The 18,465-nt window shown below is 71.1% G+C and carries 23 protein-coding genes; 15 read left to right on the top strand and 8 right to left on the bottom strand.

Annotated elements, in window-relative coordinates:
- Positions 1-161 precede the first annotated feature (161 nt).
- Positions 162-1,373 (top strand): agmatinase family protein, encoded by a 1,212-nt coding sequence (locus tag HDA32_RS13480; RefSeq protein ID WP_179643508.1) that lies wholly within the window; start codon positions 162-164, stop codon positions 1,371-1,373.
- Positions 1,374-1,445: 72 nt separating this feature from the next.
- Here HDA32_RS13480 and HDA32_RS13475 read toward each other — a convergent pair whose 3' ends face one another.
- Complete coding sequence (locus HDA32_RS13475) at positions 1,446-1,622, bottom strand: HTH domain-containing protein (RefSeq protein ID WP_246334335.1); 177 nt, start codon at positions 1,620-1,622, stop codon at positions 1,446-1,448.
- A gap of 187 nt (positions 1,623-1,809) precedes the next feature.
- Between HDA32_RS13475 and HDA32_RS13470 the strand changes: the two genes are divergently transcribed.
- The 3 genes from HDA32_RS13470 (at position 1,810) to HDA32_RS13460 (ending at position 4,696) form a co-directional block, all read left to right on the top strand.
- Positions 1,810-2,373 (top strand): dihydrofolate reductase family protein, encoded by a 564-nt coding sequence (locus HDA32_RS13470; protein ID WP_179643507.1) that lies wholly within the window; start codon positions 1,810-1,812, stop codon positions 2,371-2,373.
- Between the two features lie 276 nt (positions 2,374-2,649).
- Complete coding sequence (locus tag HDA32_RS13465; protein WP_179643506.1) at positions 2,650-3,564, top strand: phosphotransferase; 915 nt, start codon at positions 2,650-2,652, stop codon at positions 3,562-3,564.
- A 274-nt stretch (positions 3,565-3,838) separates the two neighbouring features.
- Positions 3,839-4,696: an MOSC domain-containing protein gene (locus HDA32_RS13460; protein ID WP_179643505.1), complete on the top strand. Its 858-nt coding sequence runs from the start codon at positions 3,839-3,841 to the stop codon at positions 4,694-4,696.
- Positions 4,697-4,703: 7 nt separating this feature from the next.
- Here HDA32_RS13460 and HDA32_RS13455 read toward each other — a convergent pair whose 3' ends face one another.
- Positions 4,704-5,351: a TetR/AcrR family transcriptional regulator gene (locus HDA32_RS13455; protein ID WP_179643504.1), complete on the bottom strand. Its 648-nt coding sequence runs from the start codon at positions 5,349-5,351 to the stop codon at positions 4,704-4,706.
- 102 nt (positions 5,352-5,453) lie between these two features.
- Between HDA32_RS13455 and HDA32_RS13450 the strand changes: the two genes are divergently transcribed.
- Both HDA32_RS13450 and HDA32_RS13445 read left to right on the top strand, forming a co-directional pair.
- Entirely contained in the window at positions 5,454-5,843 is a 390-nt protein-coding gene (locus HDA32_RS13450) for a DUF1761 domain-containing protein (protein WP_179643503.1), read from the top strand.
- Between the two features lie 57 nt (positions 5,844-5,900).
- On the top strand, positions 5,901-6,308 hold the full coding sequence (locus HDA32_RS13445) for a DUF1801 domain-containing protein (RefSeq protein WP_179643502.1): 408 nt from the start codon (positions 5,901-5,903) through the stop codon (positions 6,306-6,308).
- 98 nt (positions 6,309-6,406) lie between these two features.
- Here the strand turns inward: HDA32_RS13445 and HDA32_RS13440 are convergent, their stop codons facing one another.
- Positions 6,407-6,550, bottom strand: coding sequence for a hypothetical protein (locus tag HDA32_RS13440; protein ID WP_179643501.1), 144 nt, complete (start codon positions 6,548-6,550; stop codon positions 6,407-6,409).
- Between the two features lie 211 nt (positions 6,551-6,761).
- Between HDA32_RS13440 and HDA32_RS13435 the strand changes: the two genes are divergently transcribed.
- Positions 6,762-7,016, top strand: a complete 255-nt coding sequence (locus tag HDA32_RS13435; RefSeq protein WP_179643500.1) for a sigma factor-like helix-turn-helix DNA-binding protein — start codon at positions 6,762-6,764, stop codon at positions 7,014-7,016.
- A gap of 50 nt (positions 7,017-7,066) precedes the next feature.
- Positions 7,067-7,234: an aldo/keto reductase gene (locus tag HDA32_RS13430; RefSeq protein ID WP_218882444.1), complete on the top strand. Its 168-nt coding sequence runs from the start codon at positions 7,067-7,069 to the stop codon at positions 7,232-7,234.
- A 37-nt stretch (positions 7,235-7,271) separates the two neighbouring features.
- Here the strand turns inward: HDA32_RS13430 and HDA32_RS13425 are convergent, their stop codons facing one another.
- Positions 7,272-8,063, bottom strand: coding sequence for a maleylpyruvate isomerase family mycothiol-dependent enzyme (locus HDA32_RS13425; RefSeq protein WP_179643499.1), 792 nt, complete (start codon positions 8,061-8,063; stop codon positions 7,272-7,274).
- A 216-nt stretch (positions 8,064-8,279) separates the two neighbouring features.
- Here HDA32_RS13425 and HDA32_RS13420 point away from each other — a divergent pair, with 216 nt between their 5' ends.
- Positions 8,280-8,549 carry a hypothetical protein gene (locus HDA32_RS13420; protein WP_179643498.1) on the top strand — a complete coding sequence of 90 codons (270 nt, stop codon included), beginning with the start codon at positions 8,280-8,282 and terminating at the stop codon, positions 8,547-8,549.
- Positions 8,550-8,630: 81 nt separating this feature from the next.
- Positions 8,631-9,266, top strand: coding sequence for a class I SAM-dependent methyltransferase (locus HDA32_RS13415; RefSeq protein ID WP_218882443.1), 636 nt, complete (start codon positions 8,631-8,633; stop codon positions 9,264-9,266).
- Between the two features lie 103 nt (positions 9,267-9,369).
- Here the strand turns inward: HDA32_RS13415 and HDA32_RS13410 are convergent, their stop codons facing one another.
- Positions 9,370-10,011, bottom strand: a complete 642-nt coding sequence (locus HDA32_RS13410) for a DUF4360 domain-containing protein (RefSeq protein WP_312863170.1) — start codon at positions 10,009-10,011, stop codon at positions 9,370-9,372.
- Positions 10,012-10,488: 477 nt separating this feature from the next.
- Between HDA32_RS13410 and HDA32_RS13405 the strand changes: the two genes are divergently transcribed.
- Both HDA32_RS13405 and HDA32_RS13400 read left to right on the top strand, forming a co-directional pair.
- Positions 10,489-10,950 carry a helix-turn-helix domain-containing protein gene (locus tag HDA32_RS13405; RefSeq protein WP_218882442.1) on the top strand — a complete coding sequence of 154 codons (462 nt, stop codon included), beginning with the start codon at positions 10,489-10,491 and terminating at the stop codon, positions 10,948-10,950.
- On the top strand, positions 10,943-11,311 hold the full coding sequence (locus HDA32_RS13400; protein ID WP_179643496.1) for a DUF4180 domain-containing protein: 369 nt from the start codon (positions 10,943-10,945) through the stop codon (positions 11,309-11,311). Before HDA32_RS13405 ends, HDA32_RS13400 begins: the two co-directional genes overlap by 8 nt.
- 66 nt (positions 11,312-11,377) lie before the next feature.
- Here HDA32_RS13400 and HDA32_RS13395 read toward each other — a convergent pair whose 3' ends face one another.
- Both HDA32_RS13395 and HDA32_RS31795 read right to left on the bottom strand, forming a co-directional pair.
- Positions 11,378-12,022 (bottom strand): response regulator, encoded by a 645-nt coding sequence (locus HDA32_RS13395; protein WP_179643495.1) that lies wholly within the window; start codon positions 12,020-12,022, stop codon positions 11,378-11,380.
- Entirely contained in the window at positions 12,019-13,062 is a 1,044-nt protein-coding gene (locus HDA32_RS31795) for a sensor histidine kinase (protein ID WP_312863169.1), read from the bottom strand. Before HDA32_RS31795 ends, HDA32_RS13395 begins: the two co-directional genes overlap by 4 nt.
- A 171-nt stretch (positions 13,063-13,233) precedes the next feature.
- On the opposite strand from HDA32_RS31795, the gene HDA32_RS13385 reads away from it, so the two are divergent.
- Together HDA32_RS13385 and HDA32_RS13380 are read left to right on the top strand one after the other, a co-directional pair.
- On the top strand, positions 13,234-13,971 hold the full coding sequence (locus HDA32_RS13385; protein ID WP_179643494.1) for an ABC transporter ATP-binding protein: 738 nt from the start codon (positions 13,234-13,236) through the stop codon (positions 13,969-13,971).
- Complete coding sequence (locus HDA32_RS13380; RefSeq protein ID WP_179643493.1) at positions 13,968-14,735, top strand: ABC transporter permease; 768 nt, start codon at positions 13,968-13,970, stop codon at positions 14,733-14,735. The genes HDA32_RS13385 and HDA32_RS13380 overlap by 4 nt, the downstream gene beginning before the upstream one ends.
- 503 nt (positions 14,736-15,238) lie before the next feature.
- Here the strand turns inward: HDA32_RS13380 and HDA32_RS13375 are convergent.
- Positions 15,239-16,012, bottom strand: a complete 774-nt coding sequence (locus HDA32_RS13375) for an SAM-dependent methyltransferase (RefSeq protein WP_179643492.1) — start codon at positions 16,010-16,012, stop codon at positions 15,239-15,241.
- Positions 16,013-16,254: 242 nt separating this feature from the next.
- Here HDA32_RS13375 and HDA32_RS13370 point away from each other — a divergent pair, with 242 nt between their 5' ends.
- Complete coding sequence (locus HDA32_RS13370; RefSeq protein ID WP_179643491.1) at positions 16,255-18,207, top strand: tetratricopeptide repeat protein; 1,953 nt, start codon at positions 16,255-16,257, stop codon at positions 18,205-18,207.
- Positions 18,208-18,465: the final 258 nt, after the last annotated feature.

Here is an 18,465-nt window from a genome sequence, read left to right as displayed (position 1 = left end):
GGAGTCGTGGCTCCGCGGTCGGACGTTCCTGCTGGTGTAGCGGCGGGCGATGGACGCCCCGACGGCCGCGGGCTAGTCTCGGTACAGGATCAAAGCGTGGCCCTGTCGATGAGGACGGCCGCACCCGGAGGCGCAGCCAGGCGGCCGGGACGGAGGATGTCATGTCCGATCACGAGCACCCGGAGGGTAACCCGGACAGCCATTCCCACGGCCCCGGCGGGCACTCCCACAGCGATGCCTTCGCGCAGAAGGAGGGCAAGTGGGCAATGGAGGCGGAGGCGCGCCTCTCGCAGTTCCGCCACGACGAGGAGATCCAGCGGGGTCTGGCCTACGGCCTATCGGGTTCCCCGACACTGGTGGACCGGACGATCCCGACCTTCTCCCGCGGGGAGCTGCCGCACTTCGCCGGTGAGCGCGGAACATTCCTGAACACCCCCTACCTGGAGGACGTCAACGAGGTCGAGGACGCCGAGGTCGCAGTGTTCGGTGCGCCGCTGGATTCCGGGGCCACCTACCGTCCCGGTGCCCGATTCGGCCCCCAAGGGATCCGGCGCTCAACCAACGTGTTCGGTACCTACAGCTACGAGCTGGGGGTAGATCTGCGTGAGCAGCTGAACATCGTCGACATCGGCGACATCTTCACGATTCCGGGCAATCTGGAGAAGTCTTTCGACCAAATCAGCCAAGCGATGGCCCACGTCTACCAGCGCGGGGTCTTCCCGGTCGTCCTGGGCGGGGACCACTCGATCGGATACCCCACGATCCGCGGCATCTCCCCACACGTGGACGGCAACATCGGGATCATCCACTTCGACCGCCACGTCGACACCCAAGAGACCGACCTGGACGAGCGGATGCACAGCACCCCGTGGTTCCACGCCACCAACCTCACCAACGCCCCGGCCACCAACCTCGTGCAAATCGGCATCGGAGGCTGGCAGCCGCCCCGAGCGGGGGTCAAGGTCAGCCGTGAGCGGGGCACCACCATCATCACCGTCGGTGACATCGAAAGGGTGGGCATCGAAAAGGTCGCCGAAACCGCGCTGGAAGTCGCCTGGAAGGACGCCAAAGCGGTCTATTTGTCTTTCGATATCGACGTGATCGACTCCGGATTCAGCCCCGGCACCGGTTGGCCGGAACCGGGCGGGTTGCTGCCCCGGGAAGCGCTCAACCTCATCCGCATGGTCTCCGCACCCGGTCTGGCCGGGCTCGAGGTCGTCGAGTGCGCCCCGCCCTACGACTGGGCCGAGCAGACCGCGCTACTAAGCTCACGCGTGGTCATGGACTCGCTGGCGATCCTGGTGCGGGAGGGTCACCTGGGCAAGAAGCCCGCCTTGAGGAACCGCCACGCCTGGGGACCCCAGGCAACCTGACACGCGAGCCCACTCCGGTCTCCATAGATGGTGTCCGCTGAAGGATCCGCTTGTGGGGACGGCTCCGCCGGCTCACTTGCCTCGGGCCCGGGACAAGAGCTTGCGCCCGTCCTCGCGGAGCTCGCCGGTGGGTGAGACGTGGCGGTAGAGGGTCTGACGGGTGACGCCTAGCTCCTTGCACAGGTCGCCGACGTTGGTGTCGGGCTGCCCCATGGACACCCTGGCGAGGCGGAGCTTGGCGGGGGTCATGTCGTCCGGGATGCCGAGGGTGCTCAGGTCATCGCGAATGCGTTGGAAGGTCGCCTCGCTGCAAGTCAGGGCCGAGAGGCGCGATTACTGCCGCGACCCCAACCGGCCCTCGGTGTGGTCTGACCGATGAATTATCCGCGCCGTTTTGGTCTGTACGCCGAATACGGACTCACGGGAGACTGACGCCATGCGGAAACTGACCTTTGGCATGAACCTGAGCCTGGACGGCTACATCGTCGCGCCCGGCGACGACCTCGGCTGGAGCGTGCCGAGCGACGAGCTGTTCCAGTGGTGGTCCGACCGGGTGGGGGCGACGGGCCTGGCGCTGTACGGGCGCAAACTGTGGGAGACGATGAGCTCCCACTGGCCGACCGCCGACCAGCAGCCTGGCGCCACACCGGCGCAGACCGAGTTCGCCCGCCGCTGGCGGGACATGCCGAAGGTGGTGTTCTCCTCGACGACCAGCGCGGTCGACTGGAACGCCCGCCTGGTCACCGGCGATGCTGTCACCGAGATCACCCGGCTCAAGACTGAGGATGGCGGTCCCATGGACGTCGGCGGCGCCACCCTCGCTGCGGCGGCCATGCGGGCCGGGCTGATCGACGAGTACGCGATCGTCGCCCACCCGGTCCTGGTGGGCGGCGGCACGCCGTTCTTCACGGCCCTGGACAACTGGGTGAACCTGAACCTGGTGGAGACCCGGACGTTTCCCGACGGCGTGGTCCTGACCAGGTACGAGACCAGGCGCTGAATACCCGACCTCGGATCGGCGCGGGCTCGGGCCACCCAAGGATCCCGTGGCCGTTAGGGGATCCCGCCGAGAGCCAGGCGCTGCGTGAGATCGCCCGCTCCGAGGATCAGTGCCTCCTTCAAGTGCGCCATGGCGTCTCCGAGCTCGGCGGGAAGCCGCCCTTCGGGTCGGGGTGCGGGCCCTGCGCGACAAGGACGCCACCGACGAGGGATGACAGCGGGAACCTCCGTACCGCGAGGGGGAGCGGTCGGGCGGCGCCGACTATGGTTGCCCTGCATGACCGTCACCGAGATCGAGATCACCGCGGAACTGGTCCGGGATCTGTTGCGCGACCAGCACCCCGACCTGGCTGACCACCCTCTGAGGCTCGGCGCGCGTGGCTGGGACAACCAGTTGTGGCGGCTCGGCGACGACCTCGCCGTCCGGTTGCCCTGGGCGACGGAGTCCGCGGACGTGCTGCTGCGCAAGGAGCACGCCTGGCTGCCCTCCCTCGCCCCGCATCTTCCTTTGCCGGTCCCCGTCCCGCAGCGCCTCGGCGAGCCCTCCGAGCGGTTTCCGCGGCCCTGGATCGTCACCACCTGGGTACCGGGCACACCCGCCGACCGCGCCCCCGCCACGCGTGCTGCGGACGCGGCCGACAGCTTGGCCGCCTTCCTTACGGCTCTTCACCGGCCTGCCCCCGGCGGGGCGCCCGCCGGCCGCGGCCGCGGGGGGCCACTGGCTGACGCCGCCGAGCAGTTCGCCGAGCAACTCGCCTCGGCCACCGAGCTGGGACTGATCCCCGACCCGGATGCCGTCCGCGCCATCTGGGAAGACGCCGCCGCCGCACCCAACTGGGCGGGCCCGGCACTGTGGCTCCACGCCGACCTGCATCCGGCCAACGTCCTTACCGCGGACGGCGCCTTCTGCGGCGTGATCGACTTCGGGGACCTCTGCGCGGGCGATCCAGCCTGCGACCTTGCCGCCGCTTGGATCCTGCTGCCGGACGGTGCCGCCGACCGCTTCCATGACGCCTACCAGCCGGCCCCGGACGCCGCGACCCTGCGCCGCGCCCGCGGTTGCGCGGTGCTGCGCGCCCTCGTCGGCATCCTCATCGGAGAGGCTGGCCTCCAGGGCCGCCCAGGCGGCAAGCCCACCTGGGGGCCGCCCGCCCATACCGCCCTGCGACGCCTCATCGCAACGGCCCGCTGAACGACCGGCCGAGCAGGCCGCCGAAGCAGGAGTGCCGGTAAGGAGCGTGTCACCAGGTGCCAACTGACCTACGGGGAACCGGCAGGCGGCGCGGCAGCCGGAGGGCGCGGCGCTCGAGCTCGTCACGCAGGCCGGGATCGGCGCCGTGGGCCTCGTCCGTATCCGGTTCCCGTCCTCCATCGGACGGCGAACCGGCGGCCGCGCACGGGACTGCGCGGCCGCCGCTGCGGACCCGGGGCGCCATCGGCGCGGCGGCGGGTAGTAGCGTCGGCGCGTGGCCGTGATCGACGAACTGACCTGCTACCCCGTCAAGGGATGCGCCGGGACGTCGGCGCGCGACGCGGTGCTGACGCCCGCGGGACTCGCGCACGACCGCGGTTTCATGGTCATCGGCGAGGACGGCGTGTTCCGCAGCCAGTGGCGTGATCCGCGGCTGGCGCTGATCCGCCCCGAGGTCGGCGACCGCGGCGGGCGCCTCACGCTGCGGGCCCCCGGCGTCGAGGCGGTGGGCATCGCCGTGGACACCGGCGCCGCCCGGCGCGACGTGGAGCTGTTCGGGACGCCGTACAAGGGCATCGACCAGGGCGACGCGGCCGCCGAGTGGCTGTCGGAGGTGCTCGGCGCCAGGAGCAGGCTCGTGCGGGTGCCGCCCGAACACGAGCGGGTGACCGGCGGTGCGACGCCGGGCACCTCCGGCTACGCCGACAGCTGCCCCCTGCTCGTCGTCTCGCGGTCCTCCCTGGACCTGTTGAACGAGCGGATCGCCGAGCGGGGCGGAGATCCGCTGCCGATGGCGCGCTTCCGCCCCAACATCGTGGTCGCCGGCTGGGCCGAACCCCACACCGAGGACCGCGCGCGCCGGATCGGCGTCGGCGGTGCCGAACTGGGCTATGCCAAGCTCGCGATCCGCTGCGCCGTCACAACGGTCGACCAGGAGACCGGCGTGCGGGCGGGGCCCGAACCGCTCCGCGCCCTCGCCGGCTACCGCAGGGCTGCCGAGGGCGGCGTCGCCTTCGGCGCCAAGTTCGCCGTGCTGCGCTCCGGCGCGCTCTCCGTCGGCGACGAGGTCGCCGTCGCCTCCTGGGACGAGTCGGAGCTGCGCCGGGGGCCGCGCCCGGAGCCGTCCTTCTGACGACGGGTCAGCGTCCGGTGCCGGCCGGGGGGTGGGCGGCGAGGAAGACGCGGGCGCCCTCGTCGGCGATGGCGTCGAGTTCGGCCTGGGTGTAGGTCGCGGTGTTGCCCATGAAGGCGGTTCGCTGCAGGGGTATGGACACCACGAGCCAGGTGAACATGTGGGCGGCCCGCTCGGGGTCGGAGACGGTCAGCAGCCCGCGTTCGGCGAGGCGGGCGAGGGACCGGGCGAGCAGTTCAATGGTGCGGCCCCAACTGCGCCGGTAGTAGTCGCGGCCGATGTCGGGGAACCGGTCCGCCTCGGCCATCACCAGGCGGCGCATCTGCAGGACCTCGGGGTTCATGATCCCGGTGACCGTGATGCGCGCCTGGCGCCGGAACGCCTCGTCGAGGTCGTCGGCCTCGGCGAGGGCGAGGATCGACGGCCGGAAGTACTCGTAGCCGCGGTCGACCGTGTCGAGGACGACGCTGGCGAACAGCTCCTCCTTGTCCGCGAAGTACTGGTAGACGGTCCGCTTCGACGCCCCGGCCGTCGCCGCCACGGCGTCCATGCTGGTGCCCAGGTAGCCGTGTGCGGTGAAGACACTGCGCGCTGCGGTCAGGATCTCGGCGCGCTTGCGTACCGACCGCTGCTCGGCGCGGGTCGGATCCGGCATGGGCAGGCCCTTTCTTGACGTAGAACACTAACCAGTTTAGTTTACCTCTATGAACACTACCCGGTTTAGTTTCTTTTGTTCCGCGGCGGCGGGTGGAGAGGCGTGAACCCCGCCGCCGCCGTCGCCATCGCCGCGGTGACGGCGTTCGTGCTCAGCTCCGTCTGGTACGCCGTCGCGGCGCCCATCGAGGCCAGGCGTCTCGCCGGTCGCGCGCCGGCCCGCGACCGGCCGTCCCCGTTGCATGTTCTCCTGGAACTGGGACGCAGCACCCTCACAGCGTCGGTCATCACCGGCCTGGCACACGGGATGCACCTGCCGGGGGTCGGGCCGACGCTGCTGCTCGCCCTCGCACTGTGGGCCGGGTTCCCCTTCGTCCTGCTGACCGGGTCGGTCATGTGGGACAAGGTTCCGGTGACCACCGCGGTCGTGCACGGCGGCGACTGGCTCGTCAAGATGCTCGCCATGGGGACGATCGTCGGCGTCTGGCTCTGACCCGACCACAGGACGTCCCGACGTGAGACCCACGTCCGCGAACGAGGAGGATGCTCGATGCCCTACGTCGCCGATCCGCGCGTTGACGCCTACATCGACGCGCTACCCGAATGGCAGCGGGACATCTGCCGCCAGGTCCGAGAGCTCGTCCACGCCGCCGACCCCGACGTCGTCGAGACGATCAAACGAACCACCCGGCCCTACTTCGTGCTCGACGGGAACATCTGCGCGCTGCTCGCGGCGAAGGACCACGTCAACGTCTTCCTCTACGACGGCGCCATCGTCCCCGACCCCGAAGGCATCATCACGGCCGGCCACGACAACAAGACCGCCCGCACGGTCGCCTTCCGCAGGGGCGAGACGATCAACGCCCCTGCCCTCACCCGGATGATCCGCCACATCATCGCCGACAACCGCGCCGGCGGCTGGCGCAGACTCAAGGCCCGGGGCCGAACCGGGCGCTGACGCGGGCCGGGTCCGGGGTGAGGAGCATCGGAACGGGATCCGGCGCTGAGGATCCCCCTGTTCATGGGGCGCAGGGAGAAGACGGCCGGCGGCGGCCATCAGGGGAGGGGGCGCCAGGCGGGGCCGTCGCCGCCCCGGCGGACGCGGCCGAACCCCGCGTCGATCAGCAGCGCGCGGTCGCCGTGCTCCACCAGCAGCCCGCCGCGGGAATCCGACTTCCCGGGCGGGACGGTGTGTTGCAACCGGGGCGGCGGCGGGTAACGTTGGCCCCAGGTCCGGAAGCGCGGCCGTGTAACCCTGATCTTGTTCCCGTGTCCTCGGGCAGAGGTCGGCAGGGTGGTCCGCAGGTCGCACCCAGTCCCCGCACCCGCCTTCCCCGCCCCTCCTCTTCGCCCCGCGCGCCGATGGCCCGAGAGGCACCGGGACCCGACCTTCGAGAAGGCGGTGGAACCGATGGAGACCTCTGGCACCTCTCGCACACTGCTGCCGGACAAGCCCGTGCACGCGCCGGGCGGCGCGTCCGGCCGGTCCGCGCTGGAGGAGTCGCTGACCGGTCTCTCCCGGCGCGAGCGCCGCGCCGTGGTGCTGTGCTTCTTCGGCCACAGGAGCCAGGCGCAGATCGCCTCGGCCATGGGGCTGCCCCGAGCACACGTCTCCCGACTGCTGTCCCGGGGCCTGGCCCGGATGCGGGCCGACCTGCTCGCCTGAGGGCTCGGCCGCACCCGCTCCCATCCGTCCGCGCGGATCCGGCGGGCCGGATGGACGAGGCCTTCATGGTGCCCGCGGCACACCGCCGGGTGTGGGACTTCTCGCGCGAAGGCGTCCTGCGCAGCGTCGAGGACTCGCTCACCCGCATGGGCACCGACCGTATCGACGTGCTGCTCCTCCACGACGCCGAGGACCGTTTCGGCACTGCGCCGCGCTGAACGCGCAGGACGGACGCTGCCGTGCGTCGCTCGCTGATCACCCGAACCCGACCCGCTCCAGCCAGAAGTCGAGCAGCTCCGCATCGCCGAGGATCTCGATGTCCCTGCTGCGGGCGGGCCGCCGTCCGTAGACGACCAGCAGCAGATCGGTCAGCGGGCCGCGCACGGTCACGGCGGCCTTCTCATGCGCTCGGCGCCAGGCGATGGCGTCGCCGGTGAGGTCGACCAGCCACTCCGCTGCCGCCTCCGGCGCGGTGTCGGTGGCGTGGAAGTGCAGGGTGCGGCCGGGACCGAGCAGCTCGCGCTTTTCCGGATGGAACTCCAGCATCTGCGGCAGCGAGCCGAGCTCCATCCACTCGTCGAGGGCGTCGAGGGCGACCTCCTCGGCGACGGTGAACTCCGCGCCGAGCGCCAAGGCCGCGTCGGCCCGGTGAACGACCGTCTCGTGCGCGAAGCGGCGGGCCCAGAACGCCGCGGTCCTCCCCGGAACCGCGGTCCACATCTGCGCGTCGGGCCCGGCGGAGCGCAGCGTGTCGGCCAGCTGCGCGGCGCCCTCGGCGAGCCAGGGGCCGAGCACGGCGGGGTCCTCGTCGGTGTAGCCGGACAGGTCGCGGAAGTGGTCGTCGGCGGGAGGCTGTGCCGCCCGGGTCCGCACGATCGTCTCGGTCCAGCGGTGGCCGCCGCCGAGATGGCGCAGCAGTTGGCCGAGGCTCCAGCCGGGACAGGAGGGGACGGGGTCCGCAAGGTCCGCGCCCTCGATGTGGGACCTCAGCAGGTCGGTCTGCGCGACGATTTCGGCGCAGTGGCGGTCGTGGTCCACGAGTGTCATGGCGCCACGCTAGACCGCGCCACCGACAGCAGGCGGCCGCCGCCATCCGGCCGGACTCCGGGGCGGTGCGCGGCGCGTCGCGGCAGCGGCGGGCTTTACGTCCGCCGGTTCGCTGCAGGGCCCCGTGGCGGCGCCCTCAGATCCGGAGGCCGACCGGTCTTCGGTTGCGGCCGGGACTCCGGTACGAACGAGTCCGGGCGGATCTGGGAGGCCACGATGCGACACGTTCCCCTTCCCGATCCGGCTGAGGACGACGCGCCCGGGCCGGTGAACTTCACCGGCCGGGACCGCATCACCGCGATCCTGACGGAGGCCGGTTTCACCGACGTGTCCGCCGCGGCCTCCGGCACCGTCATGGTGCACGGCCAGGACGCCGAGGACGCCGCCGAGTTCCTCTCCGGCATGGGGCCGGTCCAGCAAGGAGGGCGGCGTGGGGCTGCGGGTGCCCGGCCGCGGTTCGCCGCCGTCCGCGGCCCCGGAGCCTGAACGCGGGGCGCGGCCTCGCCGGCCCGGGGCGGGAAGTATCGTCGAGGCGGATGCCGCGCTCAGGGGGAGGTCGAGGACACGGTGGACGGACACGGGAGCCGGTGGGCCGAGATGACGGGAGGCGGCCAGGGCGCGCGCTACGCCGCCCGGTTCGCCGAACTCGCCGACTCCGGCGCCGACGTGCACGGTGAGGCCCGGTTCTGCGCCGGCCTGCTGCGCCCCGGTTCCCGGGTCCTGGACGCCGGGTGCGGGACCGGCCGGGTCGCGATCCGGCTCGCCGAACTCGGGCACGCGTGCGCGGGCGTGGACCTCGACCCCTCCATGCTGGCCGAGGCGCGCCGCCGCGCGCCCGCGATGACCTGGCTGGAGGCCGACCTGACCGACGTGGCGTCGCTGGGTCTGGAGCCGGGCTTCGACATGGTCGTGGCCGCAGGCAACGTCATCCCGCTGCTCGCCCCCGACACCGAGGCCGCGGTCGTGGGCGAACTGGCCTCGATGCTCGGACCGGGCGGCCTCCTGGTCGCCGGATTCGGCCTCGACGCCCGAAACCTTCCCCTGGCCTCGGCCCCGACCACGCTGGCCGACTACGACGCCTGGTGCGCCGCCGCCGGGCTCGCCCTGGTGCGGCGCCACGCCACGTGGGACGGCGATGACTACGACGGCGGCGGCTACGCCGTCAGCGTGCACCGCCTGACCGGCGCCGCCGGCACCGGCTGAGCGCGCTCCGGACCGCCTCCGTGGGTTGGTCGGTCGCGGCCCGGGCCGCGACCGACCAACCCCTCTGCCGGGGTGACTCAGACTTCAGGCGGGGGGCCTGCGGTCACTCGTCGCACTGCTTCCAGGAGAACTGGTAGGTGGTCGAGATGCTGCCGTCCGTCGAGTCCATCGTCATGAAGCTGGTCTCGTCCGAATCGCCCGCGTCCACCCGCAGTTCGGTGTTGATGTTGAAGTTGCGGATCGCGTCGCAGGGCGCGTAGACGTAGAGTCCGGCCTCGTCACTGAACTGCCAGTTGTTGGCGTGGGGACCGTTCAGTTCGTGCATGACGGGAATGGTCTGCTCCATTCCCTGGAAATAGTAGCTCGCCTTCTGTGTTCCGGTGGCGCCGTCGGCCAGGTCGGCGTATCCGCGGTAGTCGGCCCGGGCGATGGCGTAAGTGTATCCCTGCGGAACGTTGACCCGCACGGCGAGCTGGCAGTTCTTCCGTGAATCGATGGGACTGCTGTTTCCGCCGGCCTGGGCGAGGTATTCGCTGTAGGTGACGGTGAAGGCCGTGTTGTCGGGGGCGACGGACACGGCGGCCGTCCCGGGGGCGCAGCCCGAACCGTTTATGGTGACGAGGTCGATGGTGATCCCTCCGGGCGGGGGCGGGGGGATCACGATGGTTTCGGCGCTCGCGGGTGCTGCGAGCAGGGCGGATGCCGCGAAGAGCGATGCGGCGGCAGCGGAAATTGCCTTGAACACGGGGGGATCACTTCCGATCATGGAGGTGGGGGACTGGAGGGGGTGATCCGGCGGGCGATCGGAATGCATTTGCGCACGACGATCAGGAGATCAGGGGAATAAAGATCTTCGGCGAGACGGGCGCTTCGCTGCGAATGTAGGGGATGTGGGAAATTCGCGCCGGATCGTACTTGGCATGGTATTCACGCGAACACGGTGCGTCAACGCCTTGTTTTTCGGGTTTTCAGGAATCGGAAGAGTTTCCAAATAGCATTTCCCATACCGTTCGTCATCCGATCGTGGGGCGAATCTGCACCGAAATGGATTCTGTTTCAACGTGCGGTCCGCGGGCGGCCGGGGCGACCGACCTGCCCGAGGTCGGGGCGCGGCACGGTCGAGCTACGGGTCAGGTCCCGCCATGCGGTCACCCGCCCATGGCGTGCGCCACAGTACAGTAAAGTTCCCTATCATTCCCTCCATGGTCTAGATTAGGGAATGATGAGCGAAGAAATGTACTCGGTTGAGCAGGTGGCCGACCGGCTCGGCCTGCATGTGCGTACCGTGCGCGGCTACATCCGCTCCGGCCGGCTGAAGGCGGTGCGGATCGGCAAGCAGTACCGGATCGCCCGCGCCGACCTCGAGGCGCTGATCGGGCGGCCGCAGCCGGAACCGGCCCGGCCCACCGGCGCCGCGGCGGTGGAGGTGTCGAGCATCGTGCAGATCGACGGCGTCGACCGGACCGCCGCCGACCGGCTGAGCACGCTCGTCCTCGCCGGGGCGAACACCGCCCGCGACTCCGCGCCGCCGCTGCGCATCCAGACCGTCCACGACGAGGAGCGGAACCGCATGAAGATCGTGATACTGGGCGGCGCCGCCGCCACCGCCGAGGTGCTGCAACTGCTCGAAGCCGTGCTCGACGGCGACAACGGCCTGCTCGCCCCGGAGGCCGACGATGCCTGACGTGGTGCAGGAGCGGGCCGGGGTCCAGGTGCTGGTGTGCGATCCGGCCGGGCCGCGGGTGACCACCGTGCAGGACGCGCTGGACCTGATCGGCGCGGCCTTCCTCGGCGCCGAGGTGGTGGCCGTGCCCGCGAGCCGACTGGACGAGCGCTTCTTCTCCCTGGGCACCCGCTTCGCCGGCGAGGTCATGCAGAAGTTCCTCAACTACCGGCTGCGCCTGGCCGTCGTCGGCGACATCTCCCGGCACCTGGCGGCCAGTTCGGCCCTGCGCGCCCTCGTCCACGAGTCGAACCGGGCCGACCACGTGTGGTTCGTCCCCGACCTCGACGCCCTCGACGCCCGGCTGCGCGCCGTCGCCTGAGCGGCCGGGCCGAAGATCCGGCCGGGGCGGGGAGGGGCCGACCGGACAGAGGTGAGCGGGGGCTCGCTATCGCAAGATCCCCTCGTGGAGGGCCCGTAGGACGGCGTTGGTGCGATCCCGGGCACCGAGTTTGAGCAGGATGGTCGAGACGTGGTTCTTCACCGTGCCCTCGACGAGGAACAGCGCCTCGGAGATCTCGCGGTTGCTGTAGCCCTCGGCCACCAGCCGCAGTACCTCTAGCTCGCGTTCGGTGAGGTCCTGCACCGGCGGGGCGTCGGCGCCGACCGGTGACGGACCCGAGCGGATCGCCCGCAGCAGCCGGTCGGTGATCGACGGGGCGATGAGCGTCCCGCCCTCGGCCAGGGTGTGCACCGCACGGGTCAACTGCTCCAGCGTCACATCTTTGAGCAGGTAGCCGCGTGCCCCGGCGCGCAGGGCGTCGAGTACGAGAGTGTCGTCGGCAAAAGTCGTCAGCACGAGCACCGGGATCCCGATGCCGCGTCCGCGTAGCTGCTTGAGCGTCCAGATTCCGTCGTACCGGGGCATCCGGAGGTCGAGCAGGATCACGTCCGGCGCGGTCGCCGCGATGACGTCCAACGCCGACTGTCCGTCGTCGGCCACGCCCACCACCTCGACCTCGGCGACTTCCAGCAAGCCGCGGATTCCCTGGCGTACGAGGGCCTGGTCGTCGACCACCACGACCCGGGTCACGATGCCGGCACCCGGGCGGTGACCCGGAACCCTTCGCCGCCGTCGAATGCCACGTCGCCGCCGAGCGCTTCGAACCGCTCGGTGAGCCCGCGCAGGCCGTTGCCGAGCACCGGCTCGCATGCTCCGCGTCCGTCGTCCACCGCGGCCAGGACGGCGCCGGACCCGTCGGAGGAGACCTCGATCCGCAGCTCGCGGGCGTCGGCGTGCCGGATCGTGTTGGTGACGATCTCCTGCACGGCCCGCACGAGCGCAGCGGTCTGCTCCTCACCGACCCGCACATGGGAGTCGACGTCGATCGACACCTCGAGGCCGGGCAGGTCCCGCACCACCTGACGCAGCGCCTCGGTGAGGTCCGACGACTCGGCCCGCAGCTCCCCCACCGTGGCCCGCACATCCGCCAGCAGGTCACGCGCTACTCGGTTCGCCCGGTCGACGTGCTCGCGTGCCCGCTCGCCCTCACGGTGCCGCGCCGCCTCCAGCTCCAGTGTGAGGACGGTCAGCTGATGGCCGATGAGGTCGTGCAGATCGCGCGATATCCGCAGTCGCTCGGCGGTGCGCGCCGACTCCGACAACAGAACCGTCGCCGCCTGCAGTTCGATATGAGCCTCGGTCAACTCCCGGCGCATCCGCTGCTCACGGATGAGCGTGACCGAGCTCAGCAATGTCGCCAGCTGGATCAGCAGATAGAAGCCCGTCACGATCACCGCCTCAGTGACCGCACCCGCCCGCTGCACCATGACGGACGCGAGGACGGCCGTGTTGAGCCCGACGACGGCGAATCCCACGCGCAACGGCACGATGTAGACGCTCACCGCCGCTGTGAGGACCAGCAGGACCGGCAACAGCCCCATGCTCGGCGCGGTCAACACCACCGCCCAGGACGACACGACCGCCACGGCGAAAGCCGCGTATCTGAGCCCGGCCGGACGTTCGCCGACGCCAGCGATCGGCAAGGCGACGATGAGCACCGCGAACAGTACGATCCACCAGCCGCGGGGGATCGTGGTCTCGGCTGCGCCGATCAGGATCGGTCCGGCCACCGCGACCGATACGACGAGCATCGCCAGGCCCGACCACTCCTCCGGCCCGAGTCTACGCATGACGTCACCCTAGATTCTGTGTGGGGACGGCGCAGGTGCCGGAAGTCATGGGCGGCAATGCTGACTTCCGGCACAGGTGCGACGCCGACCCGGCCGCCTAGCGTCGTCGCCATGAGCAGCACAGCACCAGCGGTCCACGCCGAGAACCTCCGCAAACGGTACGGCGACAAGGTCGCCGTCGACGACGTGAATCTGCGGGTCGACACGGGAACGGTGCTCGGCGTCCTCGGCACGAACGGCGCGGGCAAGACCACAACGGTCGAGATGATCGCAGGGTTGCGCACGCCCGACCGCGGACGCGTCAGCGTCCTCGGCCTGGATCCCCGGCGCGACCGCGCGAAGGTCCGCCAGGTCCTCGGAGTCCAGTTGCAGCAGGCCTACCTGCACCACGCGTTGACCGTCGCCGAACTCATCGCCTTATACCGCAGCTTCTACCCCGCCCCCAGGCCCACCGAGGAACTCCTGGAACTGGTCGATCTGGCCGAGCAGCGCGGCATCCGGTTCGAGAAGCTCTCCGGCGGCCAGCAGCAGCGGCTGTCCATCGCTCTCGCGCTCGCCGGACGACCCCGCGTGGTGATCCTCGACGAGCTCACGACGGGTCTCGACCCGCGGGCCAGGCGCCGAATGTGGCAGGCGATCGAGCGCCTCCGCGACGAGGACGTCACCGTCTTGCTGGTGAGTCACGCGATGGAGGAGGTCGAGCGCCTCTGCGACCGCGTCGCCCTCATCGACGCCGGGCGCGTCATCGCCCTCGACACGCCCTCCGGCCTGATTTCGCGAGCGGGAGCCGAGGACCTCGACGGCGCATTCGTCGCACTCACCGGAAAGGAACTGGAGGACGCCGAATGAGCATCGAGATCGAGACCCGCCGCCCGGGCCTGGGAGCCTGGCTGACCCTGATCCTGTGCGAGGCCAGGATGGTCGCACGCGACACCGCCGGTCTCGTCGTTCCCGTCGGCCTACCTCTACTGATTCTGGTGATGAGCGCCTCGGCGGCGAGCGACGAGGTCGTGACCAACGGGCGTACCGCACTGGACGTGTTCGTCCTGCCGCTGGTGCTGACCATGGTCATCGCCACCATCGGCGTCATCAACATGCCGAGCTTCCTGGCGTACTACCGCCGCACCGGGATCCTGCGCAGGCTCTCGGTCACCCCGGCGTCACCGGCCATGGTGCTCGTGGCTCAGGTGGTCGTGAGCGTGATCCAGGCGATCGTCGGAATCGCCGCGGCGCTCGCCGTGGCGGTCCTGGTGTTCGGCGCCAATCCGCCGGCCCACCTCGGTGCGGCCCTCGGCGTCTTCGTACTCGCGATGGCGGCGATGTATGCCGTCGGCATGATCGTCGCGGCGATCGCGCCGACGCCCAACTCGGCGGTGGCGATCGGACTCATCGTGTTCTTCGCCCTCGGCGCGCTCGGAGGCATGTTCGGCGGGCGCGGCGCCCTGCCCGACGCGGTCGCGACCGTCGGCGAGTGGCTGACCTTCGGTGCCGGGGTCGAAGCCCTGTCCGCGGCCTGGGCCGGCGCCGCCGTCGAACCGGCTCATCTGGTGAGCCTCGGCGTGACGATCGTCTTCGGCGCCGCCGTCGCGGCCGTGCTCTTCCGCTGGGACTGAAGCCGCGGCTCTGACAGGTGCGATCGCCGCGGTGGCGTTCGTGCTCGTGTTCGCTCCACCGCTCAGCGGGACGTGACCGTCGGATCAGCCGAGTTCTTCACCGTGAACCCGATCGCGACCTGAGGCCCTTACGACCGAGGAGCCGGAAGCCGAGAGTCGATACACGCCCCCGGCGATCTCGGCCTTGAGTCTCGACCCCGATCAGCGCAGGACGTGGCCTCAGCCCCGGTACGCAAGCCCGCGGCGACCGGGCGATCCTCTCGCGTGGCCGAAGGCCCATTGCAGGGATCGCCCGGCGCCGCGCACCCCGCGCCGCCTCCATGGGCACCAGACCGAGAGCACGGTGGCGGTGCGCGCCCAGAGCAACAGGGCCGCTTCGTGCGCGGGAGGGCGACTGCCGTCCAAGGCCCTCGGCCGCGCGAGAGAAATGCCCACCCGCACGCCACTTGGAGCGGGGGCGGTCCTCAGAAGGCGCGGCGGGGACGCCGCCTTCTCGCCGGAGGCTACGGACGGGCCTCCTTGCGCGCGGTCACCCGTGCGAAGGTGAGGAACTCGCCGCCGTCGGCGGTGAGCATGTCGATCACGGGCCGGTTCGAGGCATGGCCGTCCGGCAGATACTCGGCGCACGCCCGAGCCCACAGCAGCCAGTCTCGCCAGCCGTCCCGCTGCGGTCGCGCGGAGGTGACCGTGACCAGTTCGGTGATCTCCCACTGGAAGCGCCACCACTCCGCCGTGTGCCAGGCCATCGCCTCCCAGCCGACCACCTTCTTGATGTGGGGAGGGATCGCCCCGAGTTCTCGGACCTCGCGGGTCATCGCGGGCGTCGCCATGCCCAGTCGCCCGCCCGGACGCAGGAACCGCACCAGGTACGGCAGGTAGCCGTCGGCCGTGCCGAAGTACTCGAAGGCGTCGATGCTCACGATCGCGTCGAAGCTCTCCTCCTCGAACGGCAGGGCGTGCGCCTCCGCCTGCACCGCCTCCACTCGATCGCCGACACCGGCCTCGGCGAAGACGCCCGCCGCCTCCTGCGCGCCGATCCACCAGTCGGCCGCGACCACCTGCACGCCGTACTCGCGGGCCAGGAACACCGAGGTCGCGCCTTTGCCGGAGCCGAGATCGAGTACCCGCATCCCCGGCCGCAGATCGAGATCACCGACGAGGTCCTCCAGCAGCCACAACGGGTTCGGCCCCATGTCCAGTCCCAGCAGCCAGGCCTGGTCATAGGTTGACGAACGCGGATAGCGGTCCGGGCGCACGAGATCGTCCAAGGCGGTCATGGGCACCGACCCAACCGGACGGCGGGCACCGGGCGCAACCCGATTATCGAGGCCCCGGCTTCTCCGTCGGCCGACCGCCGACCGGGGATCGGTCGCCAAGGCAGCGCGCCGAGCGGCCCAGGCCGCCGGCGCGGCCGTGCGGTCGGTTCGGCCCGGTCGATAAGGGCCCGGCTGTGGACGCCGGTTCCGGCCACCGGGCGCTTGCGGGTACGGGCGGGTGCGGGTTCCGCCAGAATCGGTGCATGCGGTGGGTGTGGGTGTGGGTCGGCGGTTCGGCGGCCGCGGCGTGTGCGGGTCTGGCGGTGGCGCTGTACTACCTGCCGGGTCTGGAGGCGCTGTCCTGGGTCGCCGGGGCCGGTTCGTTCGTCACCGCCGTGCCGTCGCTGGTTCTGGCGCTGATGCTGGCCCGCACGCAGGCACAGCCCTCGTCGACGGCTGCGGCCTCGGCGGGGAGCGTGGTGAACTCGGTGGGCGATGCCGGCGGCGCGGCGCTTCAGGCCGGGGACGTGAGTGGGCCCGTGCAGCAGGTCGGCGGCAACCACGGTGACACCTACACCGCCCACACCATGACGATCAGCCAGTCTCCGCCCGTTGAAGGATCGGCCGAGGCCCCTGACCGGGTGGCTTCGGCGGGCACGGTGGAGCAGGCCGATCCGCGGGAGTCGGGGGTACACGCCGCCCGGCCCGGCGCCGACGGTACGGCGCTGCCGCCCTATGTGGCCCGCGATGTTGATGAGGTGCTGGAGCGGTACATAGCCCGGGCCGCGTCCGGCGGTGGGGCGGTGCTGGTGGTGGGTGACTCCACCGCGGGCAAGTCCCGCGCCGCCCTGCAGGCCCTCAAACGGACTCTGCCCGGCCGCCGCCTGATCGCGCCGGCGGTCGGCGCCGACCTGCGGGCCCTGGCCACCCGGCTTTCCACCACTCAGCAGGAGGACGGGACGGTGGTGTGGCTGGACGACCTCCACCGCTACCTGGGCCTGGGCGAGAGCGGGCTGACCGAGGACACCCTGAAGGCGCTGAAACGCGCCGACGCGGTCGTGGTGGCCACGCTGCGCTCGGAGTTCGCCGACACCTACCGCGCCGACGCCCTCGCCTCCGGGCAGGAGCGGCGTGAGGTGCGCGGCGAGCGGGAGAACACCGCCGCCCTGCTCAGACGCTTCGACACCGTCGAACTCGACCGGGTCTGGTCGCCCGGGGAGATCCAGCGCGCCGCCGAGGCCGGTGACGAGCGGCTGGACGAGGCGGTGGCCCGCCATGGAGTACACGGCATCGCCGAATACCTGGCCGCCGGCCCCGACCTGCTCGCCGAGTGGCGCAACGCCCGGCGCTCCACCGCGCGCGGCGGCCATCCCCGCGGCCACGCCCTGGTCGCCGCCGCCGTCGACCTGGCCCGCACCGGCCTGCTCACCGCACCCACCTCCGCCATGCTGGACCAGGCCCACCGGCCGTATCTGGCCGGGGCGGCCGCGCTACGGCCCGAATCCTTCGAGCAGGCGCTGGACTGGGCTCAGCAGCCCCGGCTCGGAGTGAGCAGCCTGCTCGTACCCGACGACGGCGATCAGCGGTGCTGGCGCGCCTTCGACTACCTCGTCGAAGCCGCCACCGCCCCCATCCCCGCCTCCACCTGGCAGACCGCCCTGGACCACGCCTCCGGCGACGATGAACGCTTCACCATCGTCTTCAAAGCCGACCGCGCCGACCAGCACGACCTCGCCGTGGCGGCGTGCGAATCCCTGGCACGCAGCGGGCACCCCGGCGCCATGACCCTCTTGGGCGTCTGGGCCCACAGCGCCGGACACCACCGCGAAGCCGAAGACCGGTACCGCCGAGCCGTCGACGTGGGCTACAACGAGGCCCTGTTCAGGCTGGGCACTCTGCTCTACGAGCAGGGCAGGGTCGAGGAGGCCGAAGACTGCTACGGTCGGGCCGCTGTCGCAGGGGACGGCAGTGCCTTGCTCGAGCTCCGCAACCTGCTTTTCGAGCAGGGCAGGAGGGAGGAGATCGAGTACTGGTCCCGCCGGGCCGCCGACTCGGAAGCCCCCGGAGCCATGTTCGATCTCGGCACCCTGCTCTACAGGCAGGGCCAAACCGAGGAGGCCGAGCACTGGCTCCGCCGGGCGGCCGACGCCGAGGACACCGCCCCCCCGGTTCAGTGCCTTTCTCGGCGGTCTCCTGGAGCAGCAGGGCCGGGATGAGGAGGCGGTCGAGTTCCTGGAGCGGGCGGTGGAGCTGTCGGCCGCGGCCGGTGATGCCATGATGCGCGAATTCGCCACCGAACTCCTGAAGACGGTGCAGCGGAAGACCGATGGTGGCTGAGCCTCTTGTCCGCCCGGAGAGTCGGCTGCCGCGGTGCGCGTAGTACCGGCGGTACAGCGAGGACCGGACACCGGAGAGGCAACCCCGCGGAGGCGGTGCCCGGTGCCCGGTGCTCGATCGGTCGGTGCGGCCTGCCG

The organism is Spinactinospora alkalitolerans (assembly GCF_013408795.1).
In the GTDB taxonomy this organism is placed as follows: Bacteria; Actinomycetota; Actinomycetes; order Streptosporangiales; family Streptosporangiaceae; genus Spinactinospora; species Spinactinospora alkalitolerans.
This window is presented reverse-complemented; position numbering and strand designations above follow the sequence as displayed.